This window comes from Variovorax sp. 05N34, assembly GCF_056397405.1.
The window spans coordinates 923,405-950,252 of record NZ_JBFTNI010000002.1; the positions used below are offsets into that span (position 1 = coordinate 923,405).

Consider the following 26,848-nt stretch of genomic DNA (forward strand, 5'->3'; position numbering starts at 1 on the left):
CCGGAATTGTCGGGTGCTCCATGGAGCCCCATTCATGCAGTTTCCTCTTTCCGACGGTTGGTTGGGCTTGGCTCGCCGGGTCTGCGTTGTCACCGGTGCGGCCAGCGGCATCGGCGCCGCCATTGCGACAGAACTGGCCCGCGCAGGCGCCCACGTCGCGCTATTGGACCGCGACGGAGATGCCGTCGACGGTCTCGCGCGAACCTTGACTGCCGCCGGCGGCACCGCCGTCGGCCTGGCGTGCGACGTGGCGGACGAAGCTGCGGTGCAAGCTGCGGCGCAACGGGTGCACGACACGCTGGGACCGTGCGCCGGCTTGGTCAACAACGCCGGCGTGCTGCGCTCCTCGCCTCTTGAAACGGTCTCGCTGGACGCATGGAACCAGGTGCTGGCGGTCAACCTGACCGGCTACCTGCTGTGCGCCCGAAGCTTCGCGCCGCAGATGCGCGCGCAGGGCGGTGGCAGCATCGTGCACACCGCCTCCATTTCCGGCTTGAACCCGCAGACCGGGAGCGGCGCCTACAGCGCCAGCAAGGCCGGCGTGCTGTTGCTGTCGCGGCAGATGGCCGCCGAGTGGGGGCCGCAGGGCATCCGCAGCAACGCCGTCTGCCCCGGAATGATCCGCACGGCGCTGTCCGCCAAGTTCTATGAGGAGCCCGGTTTCGAGCAAAGGCGCGCGGAAGTGACGGCGAGCCGCCGCATCGGCGAACCCATCGACATCGCCAACCCCGTGCTGTTCCTGCTGAGCGATCGCGCGAGCTACATGAACGGCGCCGAGATGCTGGTCGACGGCGGCATGGACACCATGCTGATGGATCTGGTTCCGCGCCCGGGCTTCAACCAGAGCGCGGCAACGACCGAGGGAGTTTCCGCATGAACACGAGCGCCAACGAGATCCACTGCGATCTGCTGATCATCGGCGCAGGCGCTGGTGGGCTGTCCACCGCCATCACCGCCAGTAAGCACGGCCTGGACGTGATCGTGGTCGAGAAAGAGCCGGTCTTCGGCGGCACGATGGCTTTCTCCGGCGGTGTGCTGTGGGTGCCGGGCAATGCGGTGTCGGCGCGCGCCGGCGCGAAGGACGGCATCGACGCCGCGCGCACCTTCATGCGCCATGAAGCCGGCGCGCATTTCGATGCCGAGCAGGCCGAGGCTTTCCTTGAAGAGGGACCCGGAATGGTCGACTTCTTCGAGCGCGAGACCACGGTCAAGTTCGTGCCGACGCTCTATCCCGACTACCACCCGACGGCGCCGGGCGGCGTGGATGTGGGGCGCTCGATCCTCGCTGCGCCCTACGATATTCGCGAACTCGGCGAAGACATGGCCAGGCTGCGCCCGCCGCTCAAGACCATCACCTTCATCGGGATGATGTTCAACTCTTCCAACGCAGACCTGAAGCACTTCTTCCGCGCGACGAAGTCGCTGACCTCGGCCGTGTACGTCGCCCGGCGGCTGCTCAACCATGTCAAGGAACTGATCCTTTACCGCCGCGGCACCAACGTGACCAGCGGCAATGCGCTCGCGGCGCGGCTGGCCAGGTCGGCACTCGACCTGAAGATCCCGATCTGGACCTCGACGCCGGGCAAGGCGCTGATCCAGGAGAAAGGCGGCGTGGTCGGCGCCGTGGTGCAAAAGGACGCCAAGGATGTCCGCATCCTGGCCCGCAAAGGCGTGGTGCTGGCTGCGGGCGGCTTCTCGCACGATGTGCAGCGGCTCAAAAAGGCCTACCCCCATGTGGCAAGAGGAGGCGAACACGTGTCGCCCGTCCCCACGGGCAACACGGGCGACGGAGCATGCCTGGCCGAATCGGCCGGCGGCACCGTGCCGATCCGCTACCGGCAGGCGGCGGCCTGGATGCCGGTGTCGCGCGTGCCCCTGGGCGGCGGCAAGTTCGGCGTGTTCCCGCATCTGCTGGACCGCTACAAGCCCGGCGTCATCGGCGTGACGAGGAACGGCAAGCGCTTCACCAACGAATCCGACTCGTACCACGATGTCGGCGCCGCGATGATCGAGGCCTGCAAGGACCAGAAGGAGACGGCGGCCTGGCTCATCTGCGATGCGGCCACCATCGGGAAGTACGGCCTGGGCTACGCCAAGCCTTCGCCCATGCCGCTGGGCGGCCTGGTGCGCAACGGATACCTGAACAAGGGCCGCACGCTGGCAGAACTCGCGGCCAGCGCGGGCATCGACGCGGCCGGGCTGGAGGCCACCGTGCGTGACTACAACGTGCATGCGGTTCGCGGCGAAGACCCTGCCTTCGGCCGCGGCGGCAACGCCTTCAACCGCTACCTCGCGGACCCCGAGCACAAGCCCAATCCGGCGGTCGGCCCGATCGGGCAGGGCCCGTACTACGCGCTCAAGCTCTGGATGGGAGATCTTGGGACCTTCGACGGGATCCGCACCAGCGTGGCAGGCGAGGTGCTGCGCGAGGATGGCGAGGTGATCCCGGGGCTGTTCGCGGTGGGCAACGACCGCGCCAGCGTCATGGGGGGCAACTACCCGGGCGCCGGCATCACCCTGGGACCCATCATGACCTTCGGCTACATCACGGGACGCTATGTCGCGGGCGCCTGGACGCCGGCGTTGCGCACGGAGATCCCGGCCGTTGCCGGCCTGCGGGCGACGAGCGAAGCGAAGGTGGTGCGGCATGCGCGCTGAATCCATCCTCGACGCGCATGCGCTGCCCCTGGTGGACCATCGCATCTACACGATCGCGCTTCGCAAGATGCCCGAGTTCCTGGAAGTGTTCGATCGCCTCGCCATGCCCGTCCTGCTGGAGACGCTGGGCAACCCGGTGGGCATGTATGTGAGCCAGGTCGGCCCGCAGAATCAGTTCGTGCACCTCTGGGCCTATGCGAGCCTGGGCGACTACGAGGCGCGCTGCGGCGCGCGCGACGCCCATCCGGACTTCCCGGCCTACCTGCAGGCATCGGGACATCTCATCACTGCCCAGGAAACGCGGTTGATCAGGCGCGTTGCCATGCCCAGCGTCCGGGCGAAAGAACGCTGAGCGCCCGATGGAACCCATGAAGACAACGCAAGACCCGCGAAGGGGTCATGAATCGGTCGCGGTTGTGACGGGCGCTGCCGACGGCATCGGTTGGGCCGCCGCGCAGCGGCTGGCGGAGGAACACGCGCATGTCGTGCTCATCGACCTGCGGGAAGAAGTGGCGCGCGATCGCGCCGCGCAGCTGGGGGCCGCGCATCTGGGCCTGCGTGCCGACGTGACATCGGCCGACGATGTGGCCTCGGCGCTGGCTGCCGTGACGTCGCGCTTCGGCCGCGTCGATGTGCTGGTGAACAACGCGGGCATCGGCGAGCAGGCCGCGCCCACCGTGGAGCAGAAGGTCGAGCTTTTCGACCGGGTGCTGTCGGTCCACTTGCGCGGAACTTTCCTGATGAGCCGCGAGGCCGGGCGCACCATGCTGGCGCACGGCAGCGGCTCCATCGTCAACCTCGGGTCGATCGCCGCGTTCGGCGGCATCCCCTCGCGCAACGCCTACGGCGCGGCCAAGGCGGGCATCCTGGCCATGACGCGGGCGATGGCCTGCGAATGGGCGCGTCGAGGCGTGCGTGTCAACGCGGTCGCGCCGGGCTATGTCCGCACCGCGCTGGTGGAAGAACTGGAGCGCAAGGGAGCGCTCGACATCCAGGCGATCAACGCGCGCACACCCATGGGACGCCTCGCGGCGCCGGGCGAGGTCGCCGAAGCGATCGCGTTCCTCGCCTCGGCGCGGGCCAGCTTCATCACCGGCACCACGCTGCACGTCGACGGCGGCTGGCTGGCGCTGGGAGCACCCGAGTCGGCGCTCGCTGGCTGACCCGAATCACAAGAAGAGGAGAGACATGAAATGCTGACGATCAACATCTTCAACGGCCTGGTCTACGGCGCGTTGCTGACCGTGATGTGTTCCGGGCTGGCGCTGATCTACGGATTGCGCCGGGTGGTGAACTTCGCCCACGGCTCGCTCTACATGCTGGGCGCCTACCTGGGCTACAGCATCGCTACCTATAGCAACTTCTGGGTCGCGCTGGTCGCCGCGCCGGCGCTGATGGCGCTGCTGGGCGTGTGCCTGGACCGGTTCGGTTTTCGTCTGCTGCAGGACCGGGATCCGCTCACCGTGGTGCTCGTCACGTTCGGCCTGCTCATGATCATCGAGGACGCCGTGCAGACCCTTTGGGGCAAGGACAACCTGTCGGTGCCGGCGCCCGCGCTGCTGAGTACCTCGGTCGACCTGTTCGGCACGCCCGTGCCGGCCTACCGTATCGGCGTCATGGCCGTCGGGCTGCTGGTGGCGCTCGGCCTGACGCTGTGGATGCGCCATTCGCGTGCCGGGCTGTTCGTGCGCGCGGCCAGCACTGATCCCGCGACGACGGCCATGCAGGGCGTGAACACCGATGCGCTCTCTGCCACCGTGGTCGGCGTCGGCACGGCGCTTGCCGGGCTGGCCGGTGTCGTGGCCGCGCCGTTTCTCGCGCTGTCGCCCTCCATGAGCAGCGACGTGCTGATCGACTCCTTCGTGGTCGTCGTCATCGGTGGCCTCGGCAGCCTGTCCGGTGCATTCGCAACCGCGCTGGTGCTGGGGCTGATCCAGTCGATCGGTGCTGTCTACCTTCCCGACGCTTCGGCGATCCTGCCTTTCGCTCTGATGATCGCCGTCCTGCTGTGGAAGCCCGCGGGCCTGGCGGGCAGCCGCACCTGAGGAGCGCATTGCCATGACGATCTCCCTTTCCCGCATCGCGGCGTACGCCGCAGCCGCGCTGCTCGTGGGCGGCGCGGCTGCAGCGTACGCCGGTTCGGCCACTCTCCTGTCCCTGTTCACGCAGGCCGTCATCTTCGCCGTGTTCGCCCTGGGCGTCGGCCTTCTGTTGCGCCAGAGCGGACTGGTCAGCTTCGGCCACGCGGCCTTCTTCGGCTGTGCCGGCTACAGCGTGGCCGTGCTGTTGGAAACCCGTGTTGTGCCGGCGGAGGCCGCGATCGTGCTCACGCTGCTCGGCATTACCGCTGTGGCCTTCCTGCTCGGGCTGGTGTTCGTTCGCGTGCCCGGCATCGCATTCGGCATGCTGACGCTGGCGGTGGGCCAGATGCTGTTCCTCACGGCCGCCCGCTCGCGCGGCCTGACGGGCGGCGCCGACGGCATGAACATCAATTGGCCGAACACCTTGTTCGGTGTCTCGACCTCGGCGCTGACCGAGCCGCATGCGATGTTCGCGCTGTGCTGGTCCGTCCTGGTGCTGACCCTGACCGCGCTCACCCTGCTGCTGCGAGGGCGCTTCGGCGCCATCACCGAGGCCGTGCGCGACAACGAGGAGCGCGCCCGGTTCATCGGCATCCGCACCTTGCTGCCCAGGGCGGCGGTGTTCGCCTTGTCGGGCGGGGTCACCGCGCTGGCCGGCGTGCTCGCGGCGTTGAACACCGGCTTCGTCTCGCCGGAGAACCTGCACTGGAGCGTGTCCGGCGTCGCCTTGATGATGGTCGTGGTGGGCGGGCAGGGCGCGTTGTGGGGGCCGCCGCTCGGCGCGATCGTCTACTTCGTGCTCAAGGATCTCCTGGGCGGCTACGCCGACCACTGGATGGCCATCTTCGGCGCCGCGCTGATCGCCACCATCGTGTTCTCGCCACGCGGGCTTGTCGGTGCCCTGCAGCGCCTGGTGCGGCGACGGACCGGGACCTCCGCCGCCGCGTCCGCCGCTTCGCGCGGAACGGCATTTCGTTGAGGGCAAGACATTCATGACGGAACTGATACTGCAAGCCCGCGACGTGGCCATCCACTATGGCGGCGTGAAAGCGGTCGACGGCGTCGAACTGACGCTGGAGCCGGGGCAGATCCGGGGCCTCATTGGCCCCAACGGCGCCGGAAAGTCGACAGTGATCGACGCCATCACCGGACGCCGGCGGCTGACGCGCGGCAGCATCGCGCTGCAAGGCGAAGACATCACGACGCAGGGCGTCGAACAGCGGCGCCGACGCGGGTTGTCGCGATCGTTCCAGCGCACCAGCATCTTCGGCCAGATGCCGGTGCGCAAGCAGGTGGTGCTGGCGTCGCAGCAAATGGGAATCGCCGGAGCGGCGCAGGATGCGGACGAAATCCTTTCCGAGCTGGACCTGCTCCCGCTGGGCGCCACTCTCGCCGCCGACCTGGGCTACGGCCAGCAGCGCCGGCTGGATCTGGCGCTGGCGCTGGTGGGTCGGCCGGTGGTGCTGCTGCTGGACGAACCCATGGCGGGGCTTTCGGTGCAGGAATCCCGCGACCTCGCGCATCACCTCCAGGCGCTTACCGAACGGCGCGGGGTTTCGGTGCTGCTCGTGGAGCACGACATGGACGTGGTGTTCGGCATCTCCGACGCGGTCACGGTCTTTGAACTCGGCCGCGTCATCGCGAGCGGCACACCTGCCGAAGTGCGCGCCGATCCGCGCGTACGTCAAGCCTACCTGGGGAGCGCGGCATGAAGAGCCTGCTTCAATTCGAACGCGTCAACGCCTGCTACGCCGCGGCGCACATCCTCCATGACCTGAACCTGGAGATCGGCGCCGGCGAGCGAGTCGCATTGATTGGACGCAACGGCGTGGGAAAGACCACGGTGGTCAACACGCTCCTCGGCGTGGCCAGCCTGCGCGGCGGTACGGTGAGAGTGGCGGGCAAGACGTTCCTGCGTCCCAAGGCATACGAAGCCGCGCAACTTGGCGTTGCTGTGGTGCCGCAAGGCCGTCGCATCGTCGCCAACCTGACCGTCGAGGAGAACCTGCGGCTCGGTGCTGCCGTGCGTCGAAAGGGGCCGTGGACCACGGACGCCATCTACAAGCTCTTTCCGATTCTGCTGGAGCGCGCGCACACACCGGGCACCGCCTTGTCGGGCGGCCAGCAACAGATGCTGGCCATCGGCCGCGCGCTGATGTCGAACCCGGCGCTGGTGCTGCTGGACGAACCCACGGAGGGGCTCGCGCCCGTGATCGTCGATCAGCTCGCCGAGATCTTCGGCCAGGTGGCGGACCAGGGCACCGCGCTCTTGCTAATCGAACAGAACATGAGCCTGGTCGTGCGCGTCGCGCACCGGTACCTGGCCATGGCCAAAGGCTCGGTCATCGCTGAAGGGCGCGTGGCGCCCGAAGGCATCGAAGAACTGCATAGACACGTGATGGTCTGACCCGCGCAGCCGCCGCGCATCCCGCATTCCGTATCCACCGTACGCCCCCATCCGGGCTCATTTTTCAAAGGAGACATTCGTAGTGTTCAGAAGAATTCCCCCTCGAGGTGCCTTGACGGCACTGGCCGTCTGCGCCGCCTTGCCCTTGTCTGCGCTCGCGCAGGACAAGCCTCCCATCAAGATCGGCCTGGTTTCCTCCCAGTCGGGTGTGTTCGCTCAGCAGGGCGCCGAAGTGATCCGCGGCGTGCAGTACGCCATCGAAGAGGCCAACGCGAAGGGCATCGACGGCCGCAAGGTTGAAGTACAGCTCGGCGACGACGAGAGCACGCCCGACGCGGGCCGCCGCGTGGCGGAGAAGATGGCGCGCGACGGCTACAACCTGCTGATCGGCGCGATCCCTTCGTCCATCTCGCTGACCATCGCGCAGAACCTGCAACGCTGGGATGCGGCCTATTTCGTCGTGGCGAGCAAGTCCGACAAGCTGACCGGCGACAGCTGCAAGCCGCGCAGCTTCCGGACCAATCACTCCGATGCCATGGACCTGGCCATGATCAAGGAATGGGCGCCGACCTTCAAGGAGAAGAAGTTCGCCGTGCTTGCCGCCGACTACGTGTGGGGGCGTGATTCCGGCGAGTCGTTCACCAAGGCCGTCAAGTCGCACGGCAAGGACGTCGTCCTGGCGCTTTACCCGCCGATGGGCACCAAAGACTTTTCTCCCTACATCGCCCAGCTCAAGGCTTCCGATGCCGAAGCGATCTGGGTGGCGGAGGTCGGCCGCGATGCCATTGCCTTCGCCAAGCAGGCGCAGGAGTTCGGCTTGACACCGGGCAAGCGCCTGATCGGTCATGCGCTGATCATGAACTTTATGATCGACGGCAGCGGCACCGCGCTGGAAAACGTTCAAGGCAATACGTCCTACACCGCGGACATCGATACCCCGAAGAACAAGGCATTCGTTGCCGGATGGCAGGCCAAGTACAAGCGCGTGCCCACCGACAATGAAGCCCAGGCCTACAACGGCGCCCAGGTGATCTTCGCGGGTGTGGCCAAGGCCGGCAGCGTGAAGCCGGCGGATGTGAGCAAAGCGCTGCGCGGCACCACGATCGACACCATCTATGGTTCGGTGCGGATGCGTTCCGAGGACAACCAGCTCGTCCTGCCCAACTACGTGGCGCGCGTGAAGAAGGTGGACGGCGCGCTGCGGCCCGTCGTGGAACAGCGATATGACCCGGCGCTGGTGCCCGCTGCGTCGCTTGACTGCAAGATGTAGGCTTCGTTGCCAATGCCGCCAATGCGGCTGACAAGATGCCATTGGGCGTCATAGCTCCGCGTCACTCTGAAGCAGGGGGCGCGGCAGCGCCGTCAAGCTTGAAACCGCTCTTGATGCAGCGTTCAGCGCTTTCGCATCATTTGGGACGTTGCCGGGCGCCAAGTCACTCGAGCGGCGGAGCGGCTGGAGATCAGTCAGTCGTCAATGAGAGTTGCTCTCGCCAAGCTTCGCGACCTGCTCGACGAGTTGCACCGCCATGACGACGGTGTGCGTCACGCACGAAATGGGTTTCGCCCGAGCCATAGCTGACCGCGGCATCTTCGTGGCCGACGGGGCGCCATCTCCAAGTCCGCTTCGCCGCGGGAATTTTTCAGTAGCCCTCGCGCCGAGCGGGCACAAAAATTTTCGCCCAGACTCTTCACCATTGAACGGCCGGGTCTCGGCATGCGTCATGGAAGCTGTCCCCCTGCCGCCCATGTTCTGCGACCAAGCCACCGCAATGGGGCGTTTACGTGCCGTTGGTTGTCGTCAGTTGGCTTCGGCCAGCTGTCATTGGTGGATGCTTAGGAAGAGCGAAAGTGTCGACAAACGGCACCATCACGTCGGTGGCCCGGTGAAGCGCATGCGTAGAGCAAGCGCTGTCTGGCCTGGCTGCGAGTCCAGCCTCAGTTCGCCGCCGAGCCGGCGCGCTCGCGCGTGCATGCTGCGAAGGCCGGCGCCGCTTCCCCGTCGCGCCGCGTCAAGCGTGAAGCCTTTGCCATCGTCGCGCACGCCCACGCAGAGTTCTGCCCCCGATCTGGAAAGCGACACATCGGCTCGCTTGGCACCGCTGTGCTTGAGCACGTTGGTCAGCGCTTCCTGCAGAAATCGCAAGATTTCGAGGTTCTGCGAAGGTGCGAGCACCAGAGTCTCGATGCCCGACAACCGCCACCGGCAATCGATGCCGTTGGCATCCAGCAGTTCGGTGAGTCGATGGCGCAGCGGCACAAGCAGGTCTCCCAGCGCGGGGGTGCCGTCGTCGTGACTACTGGCATCGATGATCAGTCGCAAATCATCGCGCAGGCTCGTGAGCATTGCCAGCAACTGGGGTGCCGAGAGATTCTCCGGTGTGCGCTCCAGTGTCGCGATGCTGCCAATCAGCATGCCGCCCAGTCCGTCGTGCAGGTCGCTGACCAGGTTCACGCGTTCGCCGATACGCGCGTGCGCCAGTTCCAATGCGTGCCGCTGAGCCAGCGTGGCGGCCAATTCGGCCTTGGCGGCGTTCACTTCCTCGATCAGTTCGGTGTTGAAGTTCTCGATGCGCCTGAGGCTGTTCACGAAGCGGCCGGCCTGGATCAGCGCCATGCCGAGCAGCAGCGCATACGAGGACATGGTGCCGTAGTAGATATTGCTGTCGATCACCTGCGTGTACGCCAGCAGGTCGTGCGTGGCGGCCGAAGCGGAAACCGCCATGAACGGAGCCAGCGCGACGAGGGTGCGCTCGCGCGTTCTCCAGGCCTGCACGATTGCTGTGCAGCCCACGGCGATCGTGATCAGGCCACCGACAAGCGTCCAGACGGCGCGGTGCGTCGCCAATGACGGCGGGCCGATCAACCAGAGGTCGGCCCAGCCCACGGCCACAAGAAGCAGCGCCGCGATTTCGAGTCGCCGCATCCGCCGCCCGCAAAAGCGCAGCGTGAAGACCATGAAAGAGATGGCGAACGCCAGCAACAGCGAGGTGTTGAGCGCCTGCCACGCGTCGTTGGTCGCAAACGGCCATGGGCTGGTCGCGACCTGGTTGAAGCCGAACAGGAGCCACAGAACCGACATCAGCGCGAACCAACCATACGCTGTCTCGCGTCGGCGCATCAGCCACAGCGCACCGAAAAAGGCCGAGACTGCGGCGCTGATGGCCAGCCCGAGCACCTGCAGGTCGCGACGCAGCATGCGCTCGCGCTCGTACTGCGCCTGCATGACGGCGGGCGGGCCGAGGCTGACGGGGCCCAGCCCCGCCTGGTAGGCGGACAGACCGGACACGCGGACCAGCAGCGTATTGGTGCCCTGTTGCAGCAGCGGCGGCGCCAGGAGCCAGTAGCGCGGCGTGTTCCAGGCGCGAGTGAGCGGCTCGACGAGGCTGTTGTCGCGCCAGATCGACATGCCGTTGAGAGACACAACGCCGGCCATGTTGAGGTAGACCAGCAGCAGCCCGGTCTCGTGCACCGGGGCCGGCTGGTCCCAGGTCAGGCGATACCAGACCACACCGTCAAAGCCGGGCCAGCGCGAGGCCCAAGTGTCCGGAAGGGTGACCGGGGTCCAACCGTCGGTTGGGGGTGTCGCATCGAGCCAGCCCGAGCCGCGTGCCGCCTCGACGTGCAGTGCCGGCGCGGGCTGCGCGCGCACTGTGCCGGTTGCGCACAGGGCGATGCAGACGATGCAGGCGCCGATCAGCGCAGCAAGCCATGCCTTCGCGCTTGATAGACGGCTTCGGTGCGCGAGTTGACGGCGAGCTTGCGATAGATGTTTTTGGTGTGGCATTCCACGGTCAACCTGGAGATCGACAGTGTCTCGGCCATGTCGCGGTTGCTGAGGCCTTGGGAGACAAGTTCGAGGATCTTGCGCTCGCGGGGGGTGAGGACCGCGGCGGGAGGCACTGCGAGGGGTTGCGGTTGTGGCGATCCCGGACTGGCCGTGAGCCATGAAAGGATGCGCCGTGCAATGGAGGGATCGATCGGTGCGCCGCCTTGTTCGATATTGCGCAGTGCGATGCCGAGTTCGAGGTCGTCGCGCTCTTTCAGCAGATAGCCGATGGCGCCCGCGCGCAAAGCCGAAAAAATCACTTCGTCAGTGCGCCAGGCGGAGATCACCACCGCTGAAACGTCGGGATGGTGAGCCTGCAGCCATGCAATCAGTTCGACGCCGCTGCCGTCGGGCAGGCCAATGTCGACGAGGGCGATGCTGAACGATTGCTTCCTGAACAGTTCTTGCGCCGCGGCGACGCTATCTGCGACGGCAATCTGCCGGTCGTCGCCGCCGAGACCGGAAAGAAGCAGGCGCAGGCGGTCCCGCATCAGCGGGTCGTCCTCCACGATCAGGGCCGGACTCAATGCGACCGGTTGGGCATCTTCGAGTGGGGCTGTGGCATGGGATTGCATGGAGGAACGGCGGGGCAACGCTTTTACCTATTCTCGGGGATTGAGGGAGCCTGTGACTATTGGTTACGCTTGTGTGGTTACCGGTCGACAGAGATGCAACGCCGATGTCCCGCCGGAGCGCCAACCGGAACTGATCATCGATGCATCCCCCCATTCCCCTCATTCCTCCGATTTCGAACGCACGACGCGTCGCGCTGAAGCTGACGGCCTCAGTGCTCGCAGCCCCCCTGGTGTCCGGCTGCGGGGGCTCCAGCGCTGAAGCCGCCGCAGTCACTGCGGCGAGCCCGGTCTCGGTGACGGAGGCGATCAATAGCTTCGGGGCGATGGCGCCCGACACCACGCATTGCCTCGTCCACGTGGACGCGCCCGGCGGGGCGTGGAGGGGCGGTTGGCAGCCAGATCGCCAGCTGTTTGTCGGCAGCGCCGTCAAGACCTTCGTGCTCGCGCAATCGATCATCGATACCGCCAATCAATTCAACGGCCTGACAGGAGACACGCAGCAGGTGGTCAGCGACGCGGTGCGCTCGCCCGGGAGTCCGGTGCTCCAGCACATGAAGGGGACGATGCCTCTTCGAAGCGTTCTCGAGGCGATGATCTCCCACAGCGACAACACCGCGACGGACATCGCATTTGCAGCAGTGCAAGCGTCCAGAGTGCGTCAGCTGATCACGCGGGCGGGCTTGGCGAACACGCAGATTCCGGGTTCGACGCGACTGTTCTTCTCGTACCTGTCAGGTGCGCCCCACGGTACCGATCTGGGTTGGAATGGCCTGAATGCGATCCCGGATCCAAATCCGAATGCACGGCCGGCGGTCAACGACACCGAATCGATGCGCAGCACAGCGACGGACATGGTGAACTGGTATCGACAGACGCTGGGCAGCCCGTATTTTCCGAACAGCGGAGCGTTGACCGAATACAAGCGGATCCTGGCCATGGCAGATGCCATTTCAGTCATCGTGCCCGCCGACATTGCGGCCTATGGCAAGGGCGGCAGCATCGACTGGGAAGGTTTCCACGCGCTGAGCTTTCCGGGCCGCATGGTGGTCGACGGTGTGCCTGTTTCGTTCTGCTTCACGTACAACTGGACGGGCGCGGAAGGGAGCACCGGAGCACCGTTCCAGCTGTTTGCCCAGCGCTCGAGTGCCGTCTTGCAAGCGGTCGTGCAGGCGTTGCGCACGCGATGAATTTCGGTCGCACGGTCGTGTGGACAGATGTCGTGCTGGTTGGAGCGGCGATGCTGGTGTTTTCGGGACCGGTGTCCGCGCAATCGGGCGCCATCTTCTGGGACCGGCGGGGCGCGAATGGCACCTGTTGCCGCGATAGCAATGGCTCCGACGGCGCCCCCGCGACGGACAACTTCATCCTCACGCAGTCGGGCCTGAACATCAGTGCAACCGGCAGCGCCGGCGTCACGGTCGACGTGAGCGGCGGCAATGGCGGCGACGGCGCTGAGGTCAGCACCAGCCAGAACCATTGGGGCGGCAACGGTGGCTACGGCCGCATCATCGACTACACGGTCCAGAGCAGCTCCATCCTCAGCACCGCCGGCGCGGGGCTTGTCGGCGTTTCGAAGGGCGGCGATGGAGGCAAGTGGGGGGACGGAAAAGACCACGGCAATGGGGCCGATGGACATGCCGTCCTGCTGACGCTCACGGGTTCGACGATCTTCGCGGCCGGCTACGGCATCTCGGCAGTGTCGATGGGCGGCACCGGGCAAGAGAGCGCGATCGCAACGTTCGGCGCCGAACGGAATGCCGGCAACGGCGGCAACGCTGGTGAGGTCCGCGTGACGCTGAACGGGAATTCCGCGCTCTCGGTCGGTGCCTCCGCCCGGACCGGTGCCTACCCGAACGAGCTTGGCGCGGGTATCGGCGCTCAATCGATCGGGGGACAGGGCGGACCCGGCGTCCACACCGGCGATTTCGGCGGCCACAGCTACACGGGCCGGGGCGGCGCGGCGGGGAACATCACCGTCACCACGCAAGACGGGACGAGCATCAGCACCCGTGGCGACAGGACGCTGGGAATCCTGGCCCGCTCGACCGGCGGCGATGCCCTGACCGTTCCCTCCGGCGACCCGGTGGACGTGGCGGCCGCGAATGGTGGCGACGCAGGCCTTGCCACCGTCACCAACGGCGCATGGATCTCGACCAGCGGGACGATGTCGCCCGGCATCCTGGCGGCGAGCACCGGCGGCAACGGCTCGAACGGTGGCCCTGGCTCCTGGGGCTCGGGACACAACGGCGGCGCCGGCGGCACGCCGCAGGGGGTCGTCATCGCGAACACGGGGTCGATCTCGACGAGTGGGGTCAATTCGAACGGCATCACCGCCATCGTCAAAGGTGGCAGCGGCGGCATCGGCGGGGCGAGCGGCATTTCGGGCCACGGCGGCGACGGCGGCGCCGGCGCAAGCACCAGGGCGACGGCCATCCAGATCAACAACAGCGGCTCGATCACGACATCGGGACAAAACTCGACAGGAATTCTTGCCCACGCAGTCGGCGGGGGCGGCGGGGCGAGCGCGGCCAGCAACGGCGCCTTCTTTGTCGGCGGCGGCAACGGCGGCAATGCGGGCACGGGCGGCGTCCTGGACATCGCGAACAGCGGCGGCATCACCACCGGTGGTGACCATAGCGATGCGATCCTGCTGCAAAGCATCGGCGGCGGCGGTGGTGCAGGCGGGGATGCCGACAGCACCGGCGTCATCACCGCCATGGCCATCGGCGGTCGCGGCGGGGCCGCCGGCGGCGGCGGCAACATCTCGCTCAAAGCGTCAGGACGGATCGTGACCACGGGCGCAGGTTCATCCGGCCTGACATTGCAGAGCATTGGCGGGGGTGGTGGCGAAGGTGGCTCGGCAAGCGCGGTTTCCGTCGGAGTGCTGACCGGCGTCGCCATGAGCATCGGCGGCAATGGCGGCGGTGGCGGCCAGGCGGGTGGGCTGGCCATCACGCTCGACCAGAACGGGGGCATCAGCACGGCGGGCGCGCTTGGCAATGCGGTGGTGGCGCAGGCGATCGGCGGCGGCGGAGGCAACGGTGCTTTCGCGGATTCGACGCAGGCCACGATCGCGCCCGACCTCGGCCCGGAAATGCCTTCCGGTGCAGCCAGCATCCAGCACACGGTCGGCGGTTCGGGTGGCACTGGCGGCATGGGCGGCACGATCGGGATCAACACCAGCGGCCAATTGGCGACCACGGGCGCCCGGGCCTTTGGCATCCTGGCGCAGAGCATCGGCGGTGGCGGCGGCAATGGCGGCACGGCGGCGGCACCGCTTCGGCCGACGGTGGTCGGCGCATCCGACATCTCCATCAGCGCCGGCATCACAGTCGGTGGCAATGGGGGTGCCGGCGGCCAGGGAACGACGGTCAACATCAGCAACCGCAGGTCCGGCGCTATCAGCACCACCGGCGACCAGTCGATCGGCGTTCTGGCGCAGAGCATCGGCGGCGGCGGCGGCAGCGGCGGTCTCGTGCAAGAGGAGAATTCGCACTCCTTCTCTCCGACCATGGGATCGCCGCAGGCCTTCCTGGGCGCCGTGAATCAGGTCGCGAACTGGCTGGAGACGGCCCCCACCGGCCTCAAGCTGGCGTCCTTCACGTATGCCGTCGACGCGAGGGTCGGCGGCGATGGCGCAGGCGGCGGCAATGGCGGCGACATCACGCTCACGAACGACGGCCGTGTCGTCACCAGCGGCGCCAGCGCCCCGGCCATCGTCGCGCAGAGTATTGCGGGTGGCGGCGGCCAAGGTGGCGCGATCAATTCCTCCGGCGTGTCGAGCTTGCTGTCGAGCATCGACAGCATGGTCGCTGCGGCCTCTGGCGCTGTCAGCGGCGCCTTTTCGCTGTCGCCGAACATCGGTCTCAACATGGCGATCGGCGGGCTCGGTGGTTTCGGCGGCAATGGTGGAAGCGTCACGATCAACAACACGGGCACGGTCGCCACGAGCGCTTTCGCCTCGCCAGCCGTGCTGGCCCAGAGCATCGGCGGCGGTGGCGGCACCGGCACGATGGCCGACCAGAGCCTCGAAGCCGTGGTGAAGCAGCAGGGTGGCGCGTCTGCCGAGCAGATCCTCGACAGGATCACAACGATCCTCGATCTGTTGGGAAGCAAGGGACTGTCCATGGCAAGGAGCGTCGCTGTCAATGTCGGCGGCAGCAACGGCGCGGACGGCAACGGCGGCCCCGTGCTCGTCGATGCCTCTGCCGGCACGAGCAGCATCTCGACCCGGGGCGGCGCTTCTCCTGCCGTGCTGGCGCAAAGCGTCGGCGGGGGCGGCGGAACAGCCGATGTCTCGACCGACGCGATCGGCGCCGGGGGATTCTCCGCGCTGGCCGGCGGCGCGGAGAATCCGTTGTCGATTGCGCTTGGGGCAACCCGAACCTTCACGCCAATGTTCCAAGGCGACATGAATGGCGGCACGGTCACAGTGCTGACCGGCGGCGCCATTCGCACGCAAGGCAATGACTCGGTCGGCGTCCTGACGCAAAGCGTCAGCGGCGGCGGCGGGGTTGCCTTGGTCAACGTCGACAGCAGTGCCGCAACGAGTCTGGGCGCCGATCGGCAAAGGCAATCGCCGAGCATCTCGCTCGGCGGGAAACTGAGCAGGGAGGATTACTTCACCGCAACACCGCATATCCAGGGCGGGGACGTTACGGTGAAAGGGAAGGGCGACATCACGACCACCGGCACGCTGTCTCACGCGATCGTGGCGCAAAGCGTGGGCGGTGGCGGCGGCATCGCGAGTCTCGCACTCAGCCCTCAGGCAGGCGCCTTGCTGGCCGCGCCGAATGTCAGTCTCGGCGTCACGAGCGGTCAGTTCGGCGCGCCGACCGGCGGCGGCGCCGTGAAGGTCACCCTCGATGGCGCGGCTTCGACCAGCGGCAACCTGGCTTTCGGCGTGCTGGCGCAAAGCATCGGCAATGGCGGCGGATACGTGGCGCTGACCAGCGCCGGCCAGGCGTACGCGGGTCCCACGACATTGACCTTCGGCGGGGGCGGCGATTCATCGGGCTCTGGTGGTGCTGCGTCGGTCGTGCTCAATGGCGCGGTTCGAACAGCCGGGCAGGACTCGCACGGCATCGTGGCACAGAGCGTTGGCGGCGGCGGTGGCATCGCGGGGCTCACAACACAGCCGGGCACCCTGACGCTGCATGGCACGAGCGCGAACGAGCTCGAGTACAGCAATGGCGGACAAGTCACGGTCAAGGTCGCGGCAGGCGGCCACCTTGAAACCGCGGGCCGTGGTGCGATCGGCATCCTCGCGCAGAGCGTGGGCGGTGGCGGCGGCATCGCGGGAGACGCGGCCTCAGTCAACTATGGGCTGGGCATGGTGCAGCGCTCAGACGTGACCAGCAGCGTCGGGAGCGGTGGCAGCGTCGCGGTGAATGTCGGTTGTGCGCCGGGCGAGACTTGCGCCGGCCTGGCAAGCGTTGTCGCCACCAGTGGCGCCAACGCCCCCGCGATTCTTGCGATGAGCCTGGGCGGCGGCGCTGTTTTCAGGGACGGCGGTGTTTTCCTGAACACCCCGCCCCATCTGAACCCTTCTTCGCCCATCAATGCCGGCGCGGCCGTGGAGGTCAATCTTCACGCCGGTGCGACGGTTTCCGCGATGGGGGCCGGCTCCCCGGCCATTGCGGCGATCAGCATGGGCAGCAGGGCCGGCGGCGACGCCTTGCTCGGGAGCGCCGTCGACATCTCCATCGACAAGGGCGCGAACGTGATGGCGGATCGCAGTTCAGGCATCGGCATCCTGGCCATCACCACGGATGTCACCACCATCAACAACGCCGGAACCGTTTCTGGCCGAACAGCCATCGCGACCGACCGGCAAACCGTGGTCAACAACGATGGGCTGATCGCAGGCAATGTCGACATCGGACGAGGATCAGGCATTGGCAGCAACTTCAACAATCGCGCAGGGGCCACCTTCCAGAGCGGGGACAACCTCTATATCACGTGGGGCGCACTGAACAACGCTGGCACGCTCAGCCCCGGTGGCCCCGGCGTTTTCACGACCACCCGGCTGACCTACGGCAAGTTCAACCAGACCTCGTCGGGCACCTTGGCCGCCGATCTCGACTTCGCCAACAGAAAGAGCGATCGTCTCTCGAGCAGCGAGGCCTCCTACTTCGGAGGCACCGTCACGCCGCTCACGCAGAACCCGGTGCGCGATACCGCGCTGACGATCATCCATTCGGATCCGGTGATCCCCGCCCATTCTGTCGAGTTGAGCGTGGCCGATCGTTCTCCGGTCTTCGCCTATCCATTGCGAATCAGTGAGGACAAGCACGACGTGCTGATTTCGGTCAACGCCAATTTCAGGCCGCAGGGCATCGCTCTCAACAGTGACCAGGCCGCCGTTGCCGGCCATCTGCAGGCGCTGTGGGATACCGGCAGTGTGAAGGCGGCGCCGCTGTTCGGCACTCTCACGGGCATCAAGGACTCGACCGCCTACGTGCATGCGCTCGGCACCATCGCCTCCGACGTCTCCCTCGCTCGGGCAAGCGGCCGCGGCCAGGAGAACTATGCATTTCTCAATCGGTTGATGAGCTGTCCCTCCTTTGTCGATGGCAGCACCCGACTTGCCGAGGGCGAATGCACGTGGGGGCGCGTGCTCGGCGCGAGCGCCGACCGTTCGACCACGAGCGAGGACGTCGGATATCGCAGAAACCAGGCCATCTACCAGATCGGAACGCAGAAGAAGATTGCCCCCGACTGGTTCTTCGGCGGCTCCCTCAACTACACCCGGACCCACACCACGTCAAGCGACCATACTGTGGCGGCGTCGAGCGACGGCGTGCAAGGCGGCATCACATTGAAGCGGCAAGCCGGCTCCTGGCAATTTGCCGGAGCGCTGCTTGCCGGCTACGAAAGCTCGACCCAGACGCGCAGCATCGTTCTGCCCGGCTTCTTCGCCAGCGCAACCGGCAAGCCGGAGGCCTACTTCGGGGGCGCTCGCGCCCGCGTTTCCGATCAGATCGACTTCGACACCTGGTACCTGAAGCCGTATGTCGATCTCGACGCCACCTATGAGCGCAACTCTGCCTATCGCGAAACGGGGGCCGGGCTTTTCGATCTCGCCTATCGCTCGACCGGCAGTACCACGTGGATGGCGACGCCAAGCGTCGAGATCGGGGGTCGCGTCGACCTGGACGACGCCACATTGCGGCCCTATCTGGCGTTCGGCGTCAGCTCAGTGTTGAGCGGCGATGCCAAGGTGAGCGTGAGCCTGGCCGAGTTCCCGATGCAGCCGTTCCAGATCACGAGCAACATGCCAAAGGTCTACGGCGACGTGACCGCCGGCCTCGAACTCTTGAAGAATTCGGGTTGGGAGTTCAGGGCCGAATACCGCCTGCGCGCCGCCAAAGGCTATGTCGACCAGAGCGCGATGCTCCGGCTGGCAAGGCATTTCTGACGGGTTCATCACGCCGTCGCCGGGTCAGGCCTCAGCGCCTCATCGATGCCCGCGAGAGCCCAGCCATTGCCTGCCGCAACCGCCGTCGCGCGAACGGCCCTCAGCCGTGCGGTGGCCGCCGCGTCAGCGCCCGATACGGCCGCCCCGACGATGGCCCGCGCCCGCTCGACCATCAACTCGACCCAGGGCAAGATCTCGACCTGGAACATCCGCTCCAGCGAAGCTGCGTGTTGCAGCGCGCACTGCCAATCGCCGGCTGCAAGGCAGGCCTCCATCGCGTCGCGATAGAACCAGAGGTGGTTGTGGGCGAGCCCGGTGTCCTGCAGCAGGGCTTCACCAGCGGCAAGATGCGCAACCCGCTCTTCGGCGGATTCCGCCATGCGCGCAAACCGCCCCATGAGCGCGGCACCGATGAATCCGAGACCGGTCTGGCGTGCCAGCTCGAGCGCCAGTTCCAGGTCTTTGCGCGCCTGCGCGCGATTGCCCTTTCGCAGATGGTGCTCGGCAGAGAAGTACAGCACGGTCGCTTCGTAGCGCCTCGATCCAGCAAGTCGCGCGAGTTCAAGCGCTTTCGTGACTGACACGCCAGCCTCTTCAAAGAGGCCAGCTTCGGTGAGCACCTGAGTGAGCGTGGCCTGCGCGAAGACCCGCACGGGCACGACTCCGAAGCGCTGCGCGTCGTCGCAGACCGAATGGGCATGAGCCACGGCGTCGTGCAGTTCGTTGGCATACCAGAGGCAGTGAGCGATCATGCAGCGGTTGGGCCCGGTGATGCGAATCTGCTCCTCCCCGCACAGCGCGACACAGCGCCTGAAGTAGTCGAGCGCACTGGCCATGCGGCCTTCGGCGTAGCGTGCATCACCGAGGCCGCTCAGTGCCCGCGCCTGGCCCTGTGGTTCGCTGCATTGCTCGGCCAGCGCGAGCGCGATCACGTGCTGAGCGTCGCACTCGGCCGTGCGGCCCTGGGCGAAATAGAGGTTACCCCTCGTGTGATGGATGCGAGAGCGTTCGACGGTCAGCGCGAGCCGTTCGGCAATCGGCTGGGCCTCGCCGAGTGCCTGCATCGCCGGGGCGAATTCGCCGGTGACGCGATGGCCGTCGGCGATGCCCATCCAGGCACGACAGCGCAGTGCGTCGTCGCCGGCGAGTTCGAGCGCACGCTGGAAGGCGGCGACCGACTCGGTCGAGCGTCCGAGCTCGCGCAACATCTCGCCGCAAAGCAACGCGAGTTCGCAGCCGACCGTGGCGTTGCCTCGCGCCGGATCGGCCGCCAGCGAGTCGCCGCGCTCGGCCAGGCGCAGCGCACTTTCGAAGCGCAGCCGCCCGGCTTCACGAGTCGCTGCACGCAGGTAGGCCGCTGCGGCCTCCGTGTCCTCTGCGCGGTCGAGATGCTCCGCCTTCAATACCAGATCGTCGTCGCCGAACCATCGTGCGGCGGCCTGATGCAATTCGCGCCTCCGGCTCTTGAGCGTCGACGCATAGACGGCTTCCTGGATCAGTGCGTGTGCAAACAGAAAATCCGCACCGTCGGGCCGCACGATGTCGGCCGCCACCAATATGTCGCAGCTCGCATTCGGCGCGCTCGCGACACCGCGCAGGTTGGCAAGCGAGAAGCGCTTGCCGATCACCGCGGCGGCCTGGAGGTTGGCGCGATCGGGCGCGGCGAGGCGGTCCATACGCTCGAGCACCAGACTCTGGATGGTCGGCGGCACGGCGGGCGCGAGCCCCGGTGTCTCGCCGGCCCGCGCGGTTCGCAACAACTGCTCGAGAAACAGTGGATTGCCTTCAGCGCGTTCGATGCACATCAGTGCAAAGCGGCTCGACGCTTCCACCAGCCCGCCGGCGAGCAAGCGCGCTTCCTGCGGGCGCAGGGGCGCAAGATCGATGGTCATGAAAGCGCTGCCGTGGATCGACGCCCGCCATGCCTTGTCGATCGGATCACCCTCGATGCGCGAGGTCAGCAGCAGGACCATCGGTGCCCGCGCAGCCGCACGGGCTGCCGCCGCCACCAGTCGCAGCAACTCCGGCGAGGCCCAGTGGATGTCCTCGATCAACACCAGTTGCGATCGAGTCGCAGCGGCCCGCTGCAACAGGGAACGCAACGCCTCGCTCGCGCGCTGCAGCCGGGTGGCGTTGTCCATGGCCTCGAAAATCGCCTCCAGCGGCTTCGGCTGCGGCAGATCGAGCCACTCATTGACGAACAGAATCTCGTCGTCAGTCACCAGGCCGCGCGCAGCGGCATCCAGCACCGCTGCGTGGCGTTGCGCTTCGTCGTCGCATGCGCTGACCTGCAGCAGGGTTTTCAGCAGCGACGAGACGGCGTCCTGGCCTTTGGCGACGCCGAAATCCAGAACCTGCCCTGAGGGGGTGTCGAATCCGACGTCGCGAGCGCGCGCTTGGTACTCTTCGACCAATCTTGATTTGCCGATCCCTGCATCGCCGCGAACAAGCACCGTCACTCCGACGCCGGTGTCGCGCACTGCGTTGAGCGCCCCGACCAGTTGCCCCAGTTCGGCTTGCCGGCCCACAAAGGGCATGCGTTCGCCACGGGCCAGGCGCAAGCCGAGCAAGCGCCAGATCTCTACCGGCACTGCGAAGCCCTTGACCATTTGGCTGCCTGCGGACTGCACTTCGACGCTGGCGGCGACTTCGCGGTACAGCGCGTCAGAAATCAGGATCTCGCCTGGCTGGGCCAATGCATCGAGCCGGGCGGCCAGATTGACCGAGTCGCCGGTGACCGAGTATTTGGCCTTGCCGCCGCCGCTGATCACCGCGGCCACGACCTCGCCCTTGGTAATGCCGATGTGCAGCCGCAGCGGCACGCCTTTGCAATCCGGAACCCCCGCAGCCGCGCGATGCATCGCAAGCGCGGCGTGCAATGCGCGTTGCGCATCGTTGCCATGGGCCACCGGCGCGCCGAAGACCGCCATGACGGCGTCACCCGCCCGGTCGATCACCCGGCCGCCGTGAGATTCGACCACTTTGTCCATCGCATCGAAAAAGCGCCCGAGCATCTCCTGGATTTGCTCCGGATCACTGCCGGCGCACAGTGTGGTGTATCCGGTGATGTCGGCGAATAACACGGCCGCCTGTCGCCGATCCGCGGTCGTCGCGTCGGGCGGCGGCCGGGCATCGCGTGCGAGTTCGCGAGGCGCTTCTGCTTCTGTTACCGAGGGGGCCGGCGCGAAGACTCGCGCCGGCGTGCCGCATTGGCTGCAGAACTTCGCCTGTGCCGCAAGCTCGTAGCCGCAGGTCGCGCACTGTCGTGCGAGTGCGCTGCCGCATTCTTCGCAGAATTTGGCCCCTTGCAAATGAGGATGGCGACACCGTGGGCACTGCATTCGGCAAGTTTCATCCCTGTCGCGCACTGTGTCGAGGGCCGCGTCGCGCCCGCTGCACGGAACAACCGGTTCACCTCGAGGGCGTCTCGCCGAGTTCGGCGGAGGCGCTTCCTCAGTGAATGCTTCAGTGGCCTGGATAGTGGCCGGCCGCGATGTCTTCCAGCAGCATCGCATGTGACGGCTTCCAGCCCAGCAGTTCGYGAGTCTTCATGCTGGACGCGGGGGCGTCGGCGCCGAAGAACATGCCGATCCATCCAAAATGCGCGGCTGCGCGATCGGCGGAAATGGACTCCACAGGCACATTCAGAAACTGCCCGAGGGCCGCAGCGATGTCGCGCGTAGCGATGCCTTCTTCCGCCACGGCGTGCAGCACGGTGCCTGGAGTCGCCTTGTCGACCGCCAGTTGCACGAGCTTGCCGGCATCCAGCCGGTGGACCGCAGGCCAGCGGTTCCGGCCCTCGCCGATGTACGCGGAAACTCCCTTCGCGCGTGCGATCTTCGCCAAAGTGGCGACGAACCCGTGGTCACCTCCAGCGCCGTGAACTGTCGGGGCGAAGCGCACGACGATGGGACGGATGTCCCGTTCTGCCAAGCCGAGCGTATACGCGGCGTTCGCGAGGCGCGGATGCGCCGCAGGGTCAGGCATGTCGCCTTCGGTGCCCACGCGCCCGGGCGCCAGGCTCAATGTTCCCGAGGCGATCATCAGAGGGGCACCAGTGCCTTGCAGGACGTCGGCAAAGGCGGCAATGGCCGCACGGTCGGTTTGCGCCGCCACGGCCATCTGCGAGAAGTCATGGTTGTAGGCGAGGTGCACCACGCCCTCGGCGCGCGCGGCTGCGGCGCGCAGGCTGTCCGGGTCTTCGAGGGTGCCGCGCACTGCCTCGGCGCCGAGTCTCTTGATCTTGGCCGCGGCCTCGTCGTTGCGGGCAAGGCCCAAGACCTGATGTCCGGCGGCAATGAGTTCGGTGACGGCGGCCGAGCCGATCCAGCCCGAAGCTCCGGTAACGAGAATTCGCATGGAGGGTTCCTTGATGTCATTGAGTGACATCAGTATAGGCCTATGATGTCACTTTGTGTCAACACCATGGGGATGTAATGGGTCGATGGGAGCCCGATGCGGAAGGCCGTTTTCGCCTGGCGGCCTTGGAGTTGTTCGCGGAGGTGGGTTATGAGCAGACGACCGTCGCGGCCATCGCCGAGCGGGCCGGCCTCACCTCGCGGACGTTCTTCCGCTACTTTTCGGACAAGCGCGAGGTGCTCTTCAGCGGGCCGCAGTTGCTGCAGGAATCGATGGTCAGCGCGCTCGCCGGTGCTCCGGCGGACGCAACGGCCATGGACGCCATTGCCTTCGCGCTGCAAGCGCCCGGCGACTTTTTCGACGAGGATCGCCGTGGGTACGCCCGCCTGCGCGCATCAGTGATCGCGGCCCACAGAGATCTCTACGAACGCGAGTTGATCAAGCTGGCGAATCTATCCGCGGCACTGGCGGAGGCCCTGCGGGCGAGGGGAGTCGGTGAGCCCGACGCGAGCCTCGTCGCCGAGGCGGGTATCGCTGTCTTCCGCGTGGCTTTTGCGCGGTGGGTCGGAGCGACCGAGCGACGTAGCTACAGCGACATCGTCGGCGATTCGCTGGCGCGTCTGAAGGCACTCGCGAGTGCTCAGTGAAGCCAAAGGCGGTCGTCGTTGGTAGCGGACTGAAGAAGACCGAAGCTCCGGATCTCGACAAGCGGCCTATTCGACCGCTGCCGCTTCGATGTGCCGCTCGAATCTCTCCAGCAGCAGATGCATCGCCTTTCGAGCACTGGCAAATTCATCGCACTCCGCGCGCGCGGCCATGTCCGCCTCATAAGCTGCATGCGTTTCGAACGCGCATTCCCATCGAACGTCGGGGCCTGGCCCTTCCAGCTTTTTGAAGATCCGCCCGGCCGGCAAGCCCAGACGTGTCCTGATCGCACTGGCATGCAGGCGTTGCGACAGCACGTCTTCAATCTTTCCCGGCAAAGCGTAGTAGTTCGTGATCTCGACAATCATATTGCGCTCCTGAATGCATTGGCGCGGTCTCAAGGGCTTCGCGTATTGACAAGAATTCTACTTGATCACAAACTGTGATCACAGTATTCTTCGCAACGTCGGCAGATGGTCTGTTCGACATGCGTAAGTTGATACGTGAGGAGCAGGCAGATGCCAACCATTCAAACCATAGAGACATTGCTCGTCCAACTCCCGACGCGGCGCGAGCACAAATGGACCGGCCTGACGGAATCCATTGGCCGTTACTTGCTCATCAGGATGACCGACAGCGACGGCCGAGTGGGGTGGGGAGAGGCTCCGGCCCTGAAGGACTGGGGCGGCGAGTTCGGCCGCTACTTCGGGGAGTCGACTGCGATTGCCAAATTGGTCATCGAGAAGTACCTCGCGCCATCATTGATCGGCCTCGAACTCGGTAACTTCGCAGAGATGCACTCCCGCATGGATGCCGTGATCCGCGGCTATCCCTACGCCAAGGCCGCAGTCGACTTCGCTGCTTACGACATCACAGGCCGCTGGCTCGACTTGCCGGTGCACATGCTGCTGGGTGGCAAAGTGCGGTCCCATATCCCTGTCACGCACTCCATCGGACTGATTTCAATCGCTGAAGCGGAAAAGGAAGTGGCGCAGGTCGCCGCGGAGGGCATCAAGACGATCAAGATCAAGATCGGTGTCGATGCGAAGCGAGACATCGACATGGTCCGCACTGTTCGTGCCGCAGTTGGCGATGAAGTCGAACTCTGCGTGGATGCCAACGAAGGCTATCGCACACCCGGAGAGGCGATCTCGACGGTGCGCGCGATGGAAAAGTATCGGCTCAAGTACGTCGAGCAACCCGTGATGGGCATCGAGCGCATTGCCGAAGTGGCTCGTGCCATCGACGCACCCGTCATGGCGGACGAGTCCGCATGGAACGCCCACGACGTCATCCAGATCAGCGAACACCGTGCCGCGCAGATCGTGTCGATCTACACGACGRAGCCCGGCGGTCTCTACAAGGCGATGGAAGTGGCCGCTGTTTGCAGGGCCGCCGGCATTGTCTGCAACGTCAACGGATCCGTTGAGACCGGCGTCGGCAATCTCGCAAATATCCATTTGGCCGCCGCGGCGCCGGCGGCCACTTTGTCGTGCGTCGTCCCCGTGTCAACGCCGGCCGAATGGCAGCAGGGGCAGGTGGGCGGCATCTATTACCGCGACGACCTGATCGTCGCCCCCATGAAGCTCGTGGATGGCGCCATCGAGGTTCCTGGCGGTCCCGGCATGGGCATTGATGTCGACCTCGGAAAGATCGACAAGTACCAGGTACGCGACTGATCGCGACCGGCCACTCTTTCAACACCAGGAAAGTTAAAGATGCGCAAATCAATCATCGAGCGGCAAGTCAAGGCAATGGCCGAGGGCGGACTCGACGCCATGGTGTCGTGCTCGCCCGAAAACTATGCCTATGCCACTGGCTTCGTCGTCCCGTCGCAACCGTTGATTCGACACCGGCACGCGATGGCCATCATCAGCGCCGATGGCACGGCCGAGTTGTTCTCGGTCGATATGGAAGCCAGCACGGTGAAGCGGCGCGCGCCGAATGTGCCGACACGCATCTGGGCTGAATTCACGGACGACGCGATGCTGGTTCTCGCGGACCAATTGAAGAAGCTCGGCCTGGGTCAGTCGCGCATCGGCATCGAGATGGACTACTTGCCGGCAGGAGATCTCGCACGCCTTCAGAAGGCACTGCCAGAGGCCCGTTTCGAACCCTGCGAACACATTCTGGCGCGTCTTCGCCAGATCAAGACACCCGAAGAGGTTGCCCTTCTGCGGCGTCTGTCGCGCATCGCCGACCAGGCCATCACCGACGCGCTTGCATCGGTCAAGGCAGGTGACTCGGAGATGGACATCGCGGGCCATCTGACGCGCAATGTCTATGCATTGGGCGCGGAGCACTTCAAGCTCATGATCATTGCCACGGGCGAACGCAGCGTGCTGCCGAACGTGGGCCCGAGCGAACGCAGGCTCAAGCCGCGTGACGTCTGCCGCGTCGAGATCTTCTCGGTGATCGACGGCTACCAGGCCGGAGTGTGCCGCACCGCTGTTGTGCAGGAAGCCCCTCCCCATGCGGAACGGATCTGGCAGCACCTTGTCGACTGCAAGTACCAGATCATGGAACTGGTCAAGCCAGGCGCAAGCTGCCGCGCCATCTACGATGCTTTCATCGCGAAGCTCGCAGAACTCGACTTGCCGCCGATTTCTTTCGTCGGGCACGGCATCGGCCTGCATCTGCACGAAGATCCGTACCTCGGAAAGACCCCGATCCTCGGCAAGCCCGGAAGCGATGCTGCGATCGAGGAAGGCATGGTTCTGGGCTTCGAGCCACTGTGCTACGAAACGGGCTTCGGATTCGGCATGCAGAACAAGGACATGCTGCTCGTTACGGCCGATGGTTGCGAACTGCTGTCCGACTATGCCGACACCGACAAGCTGTTGGTTGTCAAAGGCTGAACATCAATACTGGAAAGAG

General features: G+C 66.1%; 19 protein-coding genes and 1 pseudogene. 14 read left to right on the plus strand and 6 right to left on the minus strand.

The features are described from left to right. Positions 1–34: 34 nt before the first annotated feature. The 9 genes from AC1DMA_RS08775 to AC1DMA_RS08815 all read left to right on the plus strand — a co-directional run bounded on the left by AC1DMA_RS08775 (position 35) and on the right by AC1DMA_RS08815 (position 8,416). On the plus strand, positions 35–877 hold the full coding sequence (locus tag AC1DMA_RS08775) for an SDR family NAD(P)-dependent oxidoreductase (protein WP_478143942.1): 843 nt from the start codon (positions 35–37) through the stop codon (positions 875–877). Then, positions 874–2,658, plus strand: a complete 1,785-nt coding sequence (locus AC1DMA_RS08780; RefSeq protein WP_478128062.1) for an FAD-dependent oxidoreductase — start codon at positions 874–876, stop codon at positions 2,656–2,658. Before AC1DMA_RS08775 ends, AC1DMA_RS08780 begins: the two co-directional genes overlap by 4 nt. Further along, positions 2,648–3,010, plus strand: a complete 363-nt coding sequence (locus tag AC1DMA_RS08785) for an NIPSNAP family protein (protein ID WP_478128061.1) — start codon at positions 2,648–2,650, stop codon at positions 3,008–3,010. The genes AC1DMA_RS08780 and AC1DMA_RS08785 overlap by 11 nt, the downstream gene beginning before the upstream one ends. Positions 3,011–3,026: 16 nt before the next feature. Next, positions 3,027–3,821: an SDR family NAD(P)-dependent oxidoreductase gene (locus tag AC1DMA_RS08790; RefSeq protein ID WP_478128060.1), complete on the plus strand. Its 795-nt coding sequence runs from the start codon at positions 3,027–3,029 to the stop codon at positions 3,819–3,821. A gap of 30 nt (positions 3,822–3,851) precedes the next feature. Beyond that, positions 3,852–4,703: a branched-chain amino acid ABC transporter permease gene (locus AC1DMA_RS08795; protein ID WP_478128059.1), complete on the plus strand. Its 852-nt coding sequence runs from the start codon at positions 3,852–3,854 to the stop codon at positions 4,701–4,703. A 13-nt stretch (positions 4,704–4,716) separates the two neighbouring features. After that, positions 4,717–5,718 carry a branched-chain amino acid ABC transporter permease gene (locus tag AC1DMA_RS08800; RefSeq protein WP_478128058.1) on the plus strand — a complete coding sequence of 334 codons (1,002 nt, stop codon included), beginning with the start codon at positions 4,717–4,719 and terminating at the stop codon, positions 5,716–5,718. A gap of 13 nt (positions 5,719–5,731) precedes the next feature. Then, on the plus strand, positions 5,732–6,451 hold the full coding sequence (locus tag AC1DMA_RS08805; protein WP_478128057.1) for an ABC transporter ATP-binding protein: 720 nt from the start codon (positions 5,732–5,734) through the stop codon (positions 6,449–6,451). Then, entirely contained in the window at positions 6,448–7,146 is a 699-nt protein-coding gene (locus AC1DMA_RS08810; RefSeq protein ID WP_478143943.1) for an ABC transporter ATP-binding protein, read from the plus strand. Before AC1DMA_RS08805 ends, AC1DMA_RS08810 begins: the two co-directional genes overlap by 4 nt. 112 nt (positions 7,147–7,258) lie before the next feature. Then, positions 7,259–8,416, plus strand: coding sequence for an ABC transporter substrate-binding protein (locus AC1DMA_RS08815; protein ID WP_478128055.1), 1,158 nt, complete (start codon positions 7,259–7,261; stop codon positions 8,414–8,416). Between the two features lie 597 nt (positions 8,417–9,013). Here AC1DMA_RS08815 and AC1DMA_RS08820 read toward each other — a convergent pair. Continuing rightward, on the minus strand, positions 9,014–10,930 hold the full coding sequence (locus AC1DMA_RS08820) for a sensor histidine kinase (protein WP_478143944.1): 1,917 nt from the start codon (positions 10,928–10,930) through the stop codon (positions 9,014–9,016). Next, complete coding sequence (locus AC1DMA_RS08825; RefSeq protein WP_478143945.1) at positions 10,840–11,547, minus strand: response regulator; 708 nt, start codon at positions 11,545–11,547, stop codon at positions 10,840–10,842. The genes AC1DMA_RS08820 and AC1DMA_RS08825 overlap by 91 nt, the downstream gene beginning before the upstream one ends. 140 nt (positions 11,548–11,687) lie before the next feature. On the opposite strand from AC1DMA_RS08825, the gene AC1DMA_RS08830 reads away from it, so the two are divergent. Further along, the gene (locus tag AC1DMA_RS08830) at positions 11,688–12,734 is read left to right on the plus strand and encodes a serine hydrolase (protein ID WP_478143946.1); all 1,047 of its coding nucleotides are present in this window, start codon (positions 11,688–11,690) and stop codon (positions 12,732–12,734) included. After that, positions 12,731–18,967, plus strand: a complete 6,237-nt coding sequence (locus tag AC1DMA_RS08835; protein ID WP_478143947.1) for an autotransporter outer membrane beta-barrel domain-containing protein — start codon at positions 12,731–12,733, stop codon at positions 18,965–18,967. Before AC1DMA_RS08830 ends, AC1DMA_RS08835 begins: the two co-directional genes overlap by 4 nt. 8 nt (positions 18,968–18,975) lie before the next feature. Here AC1DMA_RS08835 and AC1DMA_RS08840 read toward each other — a convergent pair whose 3' ends face one another. The 3 genes and pseudogenes from AC1DMA_RS08840 to AC1DMA_RS08850 form a co-directional block, all read right to left on the minus strand. Next, positions 18,976–22,050, minus strand: a complete 3,075-nt coding sequence (locus tag AC1DMA_RS08840) for an adenylate/guanylate cyclase domain-containing protein (RefSeq protein WP_478143978.1) — start codon at positions 22,048–22,050, stop codon at positions 18,976–18,978. Positions 22,051–22,182: 132 nt separating this feature from the next. Further along, a pseudogene (locus AC1DMA_RS08845) lies at positions 22,183–22,482 on the minus strand (double zinc ribbon domain-containing protein); the annotation flags it as partial. After that, the gene (locus AC1DMA_RS08850; RefSeq protein ID WP_478143948.1) at positions 22,433–23,326 is read right to left on the minus strand and encodes an SDR family oxidoreductase; all 894 of its coding nucleotides are present in this window, start codon (positions 23,324–23,326) and stop codon (positions 22,433–22,435) included. The gene AC1DMA_RS08850 and the pseudogene AC1DMA_RS08845, both read right to left, overlap by 50 nt. 77 nt (positions 23,327–23,403) lie before the next feature. Here AC1DMA_RS08850 and AC1DMA_RS08855 point away from each other — a divergent pair, with 77 nt between their 5' ends. Next, positions 23,404–23,973, plus strand: coding sequence for a TetR family transcriptional regulator (locus tag AC1DMA_RS08855; protein ID WP_478143949.1), 570 nt, complete (start codon positions 23,404–23,406; stop codon positions 23,971–23,973). A 66-nt stretch (positions 23,974–24,039) separates the two neighbouring features. Here AC1DMA_RS08855 and AC1DMA_RS08860 read toward each other — a convergent pair whose 3' ends face one another. After that, complete coding sequence (locus AC1DMA_RS08860; RefSeq protein WP_478143950.1) at positions 24,040–24,339, minus strand: hypothetical protein; 300 nt, start codon at positions 24,337–24,339, stop codon at positions 24,040–24,042. Between the two features lie 150 nt (positions 24,340–24,489). On the opposite strand from AC1DMA_RS08860, the gene AC1DMA_RS08865 reads away from it, so the two are divergent. Both AC1DMA_RS08865 and AC1DMA_RS08870 read left to right on the plus strand, forming a co-directional pair. After that, a complete protein-coding gene (locus AC1DMA_RS08865; RefSeq protein ID WP_478143951.1) occupies positions 24,490–25,650 on the plus strand; it encodes a mandelate racemase/muconate lactonizing enzyme family protein in 1,161 nt (386 codons plus the stop codon). Positions 25,651–25,689: 39 nt separating this feature from the next. After that, the gene (locus AC1DMA_RS08870; protein WP_478143952.1) at positions 25,690–26,829 is read left to right on the plus strand and encodes a M24 family metallopeptidase; all 1,140 of its coding nucleotides are present in this window, start codon (positions 25,690–25,692) and stop codon (positions 26,827–26,829) included. The last annotated feature ends 19 nt before the right edge of the window (positions 26,830–26,848 follow it).

Bases quoted from the DNA above. Each gene is read 5' to 3' on its own strand.
- AC1DMA_RS08825 (WP_478143945.1), bottom strand. From the start codon at position 11,547: ATGCAATCCCATGCCACAGCCCCACTCGAAGATGCCCAACCGGTCGCA.
- AC1DMA_RS08835 (WP_478143947.1), top strand. From the start codon at position 12,731: ATGAATTTCGGTCGCACGGTCGTGTGGACAGATGTCGTGCTGGTTGGA.
- AC1DMA_RS08775 (WP_478143942.1), top strand. From the start codon at position 35: ATGCAGTTTCCTCTTTCCGACGGTTGGTTGGGCTTGGCTCGCCGGGTC.
- AC1DMA_RS08780 (WP_478128062.1), top strand. From the start codon at position 874: ATGAACACGAGCGCCAACGAGATCCACTGCGATCTGCTGATCATCGGC.
- AC1DMA_RS08830 (WP_478143946.1), top strand. From the start codon at position 11,688: ATGCATCCCCCCATTCCCCTCATTCCTCCGATTTCGAACGCACGACGC.
- AC1DMA_RS08800 (WP_478128058.1), top strand. From the start codon at position 4,717: ATGACGATCTCCCTTTCCCGCATCGCGGCGTACGCCGCAGCCGCGCTG.
- AC1DMA_RS08790 (WP_478128060.1), top strand. From the start codon at position 3,027: ATGAAGACAACGCAAGACCCGCGAAGGGGTCATGAATCGGTCGCGGTT.
- AC1DMA_RS08795 (WP_478128059.1), top strand. From the start codon at position 3,852: ATGCTGACGATCAACATCTTCAACGGCCTGGTCTACGGCGCGTTGCTG.
- AC1DMA_RS08820 (WP_478143944.1), bottom strand. From the start codon at position 10,930: ATGCCACACCAAAAACATCTATCGCAAGCTCGCCGTCAACTCGCGCAC.
- AC1DMA_RS08805 (WP_478128057.1), top strand. From the start codon at position 5,732: ATGACGGAACTGATACTGCAAGCCCGCGACGTGGCCATCCACTATGGC.
- AC1DMA_RS08810 (WP_478143943.1), top strand. From the start codon at position 6,448: ATGAAGAGCCTGCTTCAATTCGAACGCGTCAACGCCTGCTACGCCGCG.
- AC1DMA_RS08855 (WP_478143949.1), top strand. From the start codon at position 23,404: ATGGGTCGATGGGAGCCCGATGCGGAAGGCCGTTTTCGCCTGGCGGCC.
- AC1DMA_RS08870 (WP_478143952.1), top strand. From the start codon at position 25,690: ATGCGCAAATCAATCATCGAGCGGCAAGTCAAGGCAATGGCCGAGGGC.
- AC1DMA_RS08860 (WP_478143950.1), bottom strand. From the start codon at position 24,339: ATGATTGTCGAGATCACGAACTACTACGCTTTGCCGGGAAAGATTGAA.
- AC1DMA_RS08785 (WP_478128061.1), top strand. From the start codon at position 2,648: ATGCGCGCTGAATCCATCCTCGACGCGCATGCGCTGCCCCTGGTGGAC.